Raw genomic sequence first — 6,344 nt, forward strand, 5'->3', positions numbered from 1 at the left:
AAGTATGTAAGTGATAAGTGATAACAAATCAATGATTAGCAATTCTCAAAAAGGAGCCACCCTATATTTCGCAATAATCATAATGTCTATTTTACTGGCAGCGGTTTTTAGCATTAGTTCTATAGTGTTAACACAGATAAGGACTATCAAGGGAATGGGGGATTCAATAATAGCTTTCTACGCAGCTGACACTGGTATAGAAACAGCGTTGTATGACCTCTATAATGCCAATTATATTGGCCATTATGGGCCAGTATCGTTGGGCAGTGGGACATATACTTATGAAGTATGGGTTACACAGCCAGTTGGCGGAGCATTACCCACAGAAATTTTAGAAGACATTAATTGCACAGCAGGCGAATATTATTGCATTAAATCAGTCGGCACATATAATAATACCAAGAGGGCAATAGAAGCAGATGGTTAATAAACGATAAGTTTTTTATTATGGATAAGGGGTCTGCAAAAAAAAGGATAGAAAAACTCAAAAAGGTGATTAATTATCACCGTTATTTATATCATGTTTTAGATAAGCAGGAGATTTCTGACCCTGCTTTTGACTCTTTAAAAAACGAACTTGTTGTTTTGGAAAAACAGTATCCAGATATGGTTACTAAAGATTCTCCGAGCCAGAGAGTTGGAGGAAAACCATTAGATAAGTTTGAAAAAATAGAACATCAATTTCCAATGCTTTCGATTGATGATATTTTTGATAAAGAGGCGCTTGAGCTATGGGAAAAATATTTAAAAAGATTACAGCCATTGGAAAAGTTTGAGTATTTTTGTGAACCGAAAATTGATGGGTTTGCTATAACATTAATTTACGATAAAGGAATTTTAATAGCAGGAGCCACAAGAGGAGATGGAAGAATAGGAGAGGATGTAACACAGAACATAAGAACCATAAACAGCATTCCATTACGATTGGAAATCCATAGGCCAATTGAAAATAAAAACATAGAACATAGTTTAAAAGAAAAGATTAAAAACGGGCGGATAGAGATAAGAGGAGAGGTATATATGGATAAAGCATCATTTGATAAAATTAATAAGCAAAGAGCCAAAAACAAAGAATCTATTTATGCTAACCCAAGAAATTTGGCTGCAGGGTCAATCCGTCAACTTGACCCTAAGTTAGCTGCCTCTCGAAGATTAAAGTTTTTGGCGTATGATATAGCATCCGATATATCACCCGATACATCTACCGATATGGATATAGCGGCTCATTCTCAAGAACACGATATACTCACTTGTTTGGGATTTAGAGCAGAAAAGGGTAAAATCTGTAAAAACTTAAATGAAGCAGTGAATTTTTGGGAAGAAACCCAAAAAAACAGGGATATTTTGCCATTTCAAGTGGATGGGGTAGTGATTTTGGTTAATAACAATCAAATTTTCCATAAATTAGGGGTTGCTGGCAAAAGCCCTCGAGCTATAAGAGCTTTTAAGTTTTTAGCAAAACAGGCAACTACTAAAATTATAGATATAAATGTGCAAGTCGGCAGAACTGGAGCAATTACGCCTGTAGCAATATTAGAGCCAGTCAAAATAGGAGGAGCTACTATTACCAGGGCTACACTGCATAATGAAGACGAATTAGAGAGATTAGGCGTAAAGATTGGCGATACGGTTATCATAGAGAGAGCAGGAGATGTGATTCCTGCTGTTTCAATGGTATTAAAGGACTTAAGAGATGGCAAAGAAAAGACCTTTAATTTTCCTCACAAATGTCCAGTTTGCGGCAAGGAATTAGTCAGGGCTAAAAGTCAAGTTATTTGGAGATGCGAGAATCATAATTGTCCTGCGCGGAAGAGAGAATTTTTAGAACATTTTGTGTCAAAAAAGGCCTTTAACATTGAAGGATTGGGGCCTAAAATCATAGAGCAGTTGAATGTAAGTGGATTAGTGAGCCAACCTGCGGATTTTTTTGAATTAAAGCAAGGCGATTTAATGCCATTAGAGAGATTCGCCGAGAAATCAGCTGATAATTTGGTTGCAGAGATTCAGGATAAAAAACAATTACCTTTAAATCGCTTTATTTATTCCTTAGGAATTCGCCATATAGGAGAAGAAACAGCTCTTGATTTAGCTGTTCATTTCAAGACACTGGAAAAATTAATCAAGGTCTCTATTGCAGAGCTTGAGTTTATTCCTAATATTGGAGAGAGGGTGGCAGAAAGCATATATAATTGGTTTAATAATGAAGACAATCTTTTATTTTTAGATAAATTATTACGAGTAGGAGTTATCATCTCTCCGCCACCACAAAGGGAAAATAAGGTTTTAGACAATAAGAATTTTGTAATAACCGGAACTCTTGAGAGTATTTCCCGAGAACAAGCCCATAAGCGCATATGGGAGTTAGGGGGCAGCGCCTCTGATACAGTCAGTAAAAATACAGATTTTTTAGTTGTTGGCAGCAATCCTGGGAGTAAATTAGAGAAAGCAAAGAAATTTAAGGTCAAAATTTTGTCAGAAAAGGACTTTATCAAAATAATAAAATGACAATTATTAGTCATTTCAAAAAATTTGATTACACCCTTGTTTTAACAGCAGTTATCCTAACAGGTATCGGGCTTTTGTCATTATATAGCTCATCATCTGGCACAGCAGATAGTTTTTTAAACTTCAATAAGCAGTTTATATTTTTAGGCATTGGGCTGTTATTGATGACAATTATTTCCTTTATTGATTATAGGGGGCTGAAAGACAATTCTTATTTCATTCTTATTCTTTACGCGCTTGGCATAATAGCCCTTATTGGTTTGTTGGTTTTCAATAATCCAATAAGAGGAGTAAGGAGTTGGTATAAAATAGGACAGGTGGCGATTGCGCCCGTAGAATTCTTGAAAATAGTTATAATAGCGCTTTTGGCAAAATATTTTTCATCTCGTCATGTGGAAATGTATAAGTTCCGTCATATTATTCTGTCTGGCGCATATATTGCAATTCCCATATTCTTGATATTCATCCAACCAGATGTTGGTTCTGTTTTGGTTTTGATTTTTTTGTGGATAGGGGTCTTGGCGGTCTCTGGTATTCGCTTGCGTCATTTCGCCATTTTATCTCTTTGTGGCATCATATTATTTCTTTTTGCATGGGGCTTTTTATTAAAAGATTACCAGAAAGAAAGGATTATTAGTTTCGCTGTTCCAGAATACGAGCCACTCCAAGTGGGTTGGAATCAAAGGCAGACCAAGATAGCTATTGGGAATGGTGGTCTTTTGGGGAGGGGGCTGGGCAAGGGTTCACAAACCCAGCAAGGGTTTTTACCAGAACCACAGACCGATTTTATATTTTCAGCAATAGCCGAAGAATTTGGGTTTTTAAGCATAATAGGCATTATCTTTTTATTTTTTGTTTTCTTTTGGCGCATAACGAATATAGCGTTATGCGCAGATAATAATTTTTCTCGTCTTTTTGCCTTAGGAGTCGGGTTTGTTGTAATGGCGCAATTTTTTATAAACATAGGCAGCAATATTGGGTATTTGCCAGTAATTGGCGGTCCTTTGCCATTTGTAAGCTATGGTGGTTCTTTTCTAATATCAATGTTTATTTGTCTTGGAGTCCTCCAAAACATAAGAATCAACTCAACGACTTAACAATTAAGCAAACAAACAACTAATATGCTTAATTGCTTAATTTTTTACTTGTTTAATTGATTTTTGAGTTATCCACAACCAAGCCCTTGACCAAGGGTTTTTTTAGTTAGACAATATATGTATACGATATAGTAAAAAATGAGACACAATACTGTATCGGATAACTAATAAGACCATAATGGAGGGGAACTCGAAAGACCATAAAGAATACATCTCTTTAGCTCAAGCTGCAGAGGGAAGCCCCTATTCGCAGGAGTATTTAAGTTTAAGGGCAAGGCAAGGCAGATTAAAAGCAGTTAAATTGGGCAGAAATTGGGCAACTAAACAAGAATGGGTAGATGAATATTTTGCTATAATGCAAGAATATAGGCAGGAATTAAACCAAAAGATTGAGGATAATATTATCAAGCAAATTGAAGGCCCAGTTGCAGTTGCGCTAAAGGAAACGGAAACAGTTCAGTCAACAAAAAAACAATCTTTGAAACGCGAGAAAAAATGCACTCAAAAGATTTTTCGTTCTGATTCGCCAGCCATTGTTTTTGAAGGGCAGAAACAGCCATCATTGAGATTAGGTGTTGTGGTTGGTTTGGCGCTTCTTGTTTTAATCTCTTCATTAGCTTTTGGCCAAGGAGGAATTCAAGGGGTAGTCAAAGATGTTAAAACCGCATTTACTGACTTGGGGCAAAAATCAAAATTAGTTCTTGATTCAATTGCAGATGACCTAAAGAATGGCGGAGTAGCTGGAATCGGGTTAGTTATGGATTTTTCACTTCCATTGGTTTCTGATGAAGCATGGACTCAGAGCGTTGAGTCCGGGGTGGCTTACAGGACAACTATTTGGCAGGAAACCGCCCATGTTTTTTCCTCATATTTTGATTGGCTTGGAGATAAGCTGGGAGGGATTTTTGTTGCCAGACCCAAAACCGTTTCCTGGGGCGAGGACAATAACAGAATATCAATTATTGAAGCGAAAATTGATTCCATTAACCAGTTCATAGAACAAGGCGACTATACAGAGAGTTCAATTGCATCTTTAAGACAAGACATTGATTATCTAAAAGAGAATGGAGTAATCACAAAAAATATTATTAAAGAAGTTCAGCAGATTACCCAAGTTCTTCCCAAACAAATTATTGAAACCCAGACAACAATTGATTTTGCGACAACTCAAGAATTAAAAGAACTGAAAGCCCAGTTAGCTCTTATTCAGGAATGGGAATCAGAAATAGGCGAGAAAATTAAATCATATCCAACTGGTCAGGTCTCGCATTCCTCTGCTCCTGTATATATCGCTAGCCAAGGATTGCAGGTTGGAGGCAACGCCACATTTGCTTCACTCGGAATTTCCGGTTCTGGTTCTGCGACCAACTTCAGCGTAGGGGACAGCATGCAAATAGGCACTGATTCCAGTGATGATTTATTGGTCTATGCCACTTCAATATTTGAATCACCAATAACAGCCAAGACATATTTTTATGTTGGCTCCAACAACGAACTCATTATTGATTCCTCTGGGAATCTTGCTTCTGCTGGCACCATAACTTCCACTGGAGACATCACGACTTCTGGAAACTTTTCTGCTGTGGATATCACAGCAGAGGATTTGATTCTTACAGGCAATATTACTGTTGCTGGCTCTCAAACATATTCAGGAGCAACCTCTATCACTGCCTCTTCTACTGGCACAAGCTCTGCGTTTACCGTAAACCAAACAGGAACAGGATGGATAGCTAATTTCCAACAAGCAGGAAACGAAAAGATAGTCATTGATAATTCCGGTTATCTTGGAATAGGCACCACAACTCCTTCCACTGAACTTTTCGTAGTCGGCACAGCAACTTTGCAGACCGCAGTTATTGATTCTCTAACAGCAACCACTACGAGTTTCAGTACGCTCTCTGTTTCAGGCACAACCACTTTTAATGGCGTCCCATATATCTGGCCTTCTTCTGACAGCACAAGCACATATGCGCTCACAACAGATGGGGCAGGTAATCTTTCTTGGGGGCAGTCAGGTGTTAATGATGCGGAATATATTGTTTTGTCAGCCAATTCTGCCTTAACTGATGAAAGGGTTTTAACTGGAACAGCAGACCAAATTACTATTACAGATAATGGAGCTAATAGCACAATTGTGTTATCTCTTCCTCAAGATATTGCAACTACTTCTTCGCCAACATTTGCAGGGTTGACATTGACCAATCCATTGACGAACGCAAACGGCGGAACAGGGATAGACACATCTTCTTGGTCAGGGCTTTTAAGGGTGGCAAGTGGAGTTTGGGGGACAACGACAATTGATGTTTCCACAGACACAAATCTTGCTGCGGCTGGAACCCTTCTTCAGTTAGTCGGAGACACTCTTTCATTAGCAGAAGGAACCCTAACAACAACCAAGGCCTGCACATATATTTCAGGAACAGGAATTGTCTGCACAGCTGATTTTCAAACATTGGATTCAGGGTTAACTTCCATTGCAGGATTAAGCACAGGAGCAGACCAAATGATTTATCTCACAGGAAGCGATGCGTATTCAACAACAACCCTAACTTCTTTTGCAAGAACAATGTTGGATGATGCAGCAGCAACCAATGTGAGGGATACCCTTGGATTAGGAACCATGGCCTTATTACCAAACACTGGTTCAACTTCAATTGTTACTTTGGGAACAATCACAGGAGGAACATGGAATGCAACTACCATTGATATTTCTGACTATACAAACTTAGCAGTGAGCGGAAC

At 38.2% G+C, this 6,344-nt stretch carries 4 protein-coding genes; all 4 read left to right on the forward strand.

Annotation, left to right across the window (positions count from 1 at the left end):
• The first annotated feature begins 31 nt into the window (after positions 1–31).
• Positions 32–427 (forward strand): hypothetical protein, encoded by a 396-nt coding sequence (locus KJ562_02055; protein MBU3964479.1) that lies wholly within the window; start codon positions 32–34, stop codon positions 425–427.
• A gap of 20 nt (positions 428–447) precedes the next feature.
• Positions 448–2,505, forward strand: a complete 2,058-nt coding sequence (ligA, locus tag KJ562_02060; protein ID MBU3964480.1) for an NAD-dependent DNA ligase LigA — start codon at positions 448–450, stop codon at positions 2,503–2,505.
• Positions 2,506–2,507: 2 nt separating this feature from the next.
• Positions 2,508–3,602: a rod shape-determining protein RodA gene (locus KJ562_02065; protein MBU3964481.1), complete on the forward strand. Its 1,095-nt coding sequence runs from the start codon at positions 2,508–2,510 to the stop codon at positions 3,600–3,602.
• A 178-nt stretch (positions 3,603–3,780) separates the two neighbouring features.
• Positions 3,781–6,344, forward strand: a 2,564-nt coding sequence (locus tag KJ562_02070) for a hypothetical protein (protein MBU3964482.1), incomplete at its 3' end; no start/stop codon positions are given.

The sequence above is a fragment of the Patescibacteria group bacterium genome, from assembly GCA_018900835.1.
GTDB lineage: Bacteria > Patescibacteriota > Minisyncoccia > Minisyncoccales > PEYH01 > PEYH01.

Bases quoted from the DNA above. Each gene is read 5' to 3' on its own strand.
- ligA (MBU3964480.1), top strand. From the start codon at position 448: ATGGATAAGGGGTCTGCAAAAAAAAGGATAGAAAAACTCAAAAAGGTG.
- KJ562_02055 (MBU3964479.1), top strand. From the start codon at position 32: ATGATTAGCAATTCTCAAAAAGGAGCCACCCTATATTTCGCAATAATC.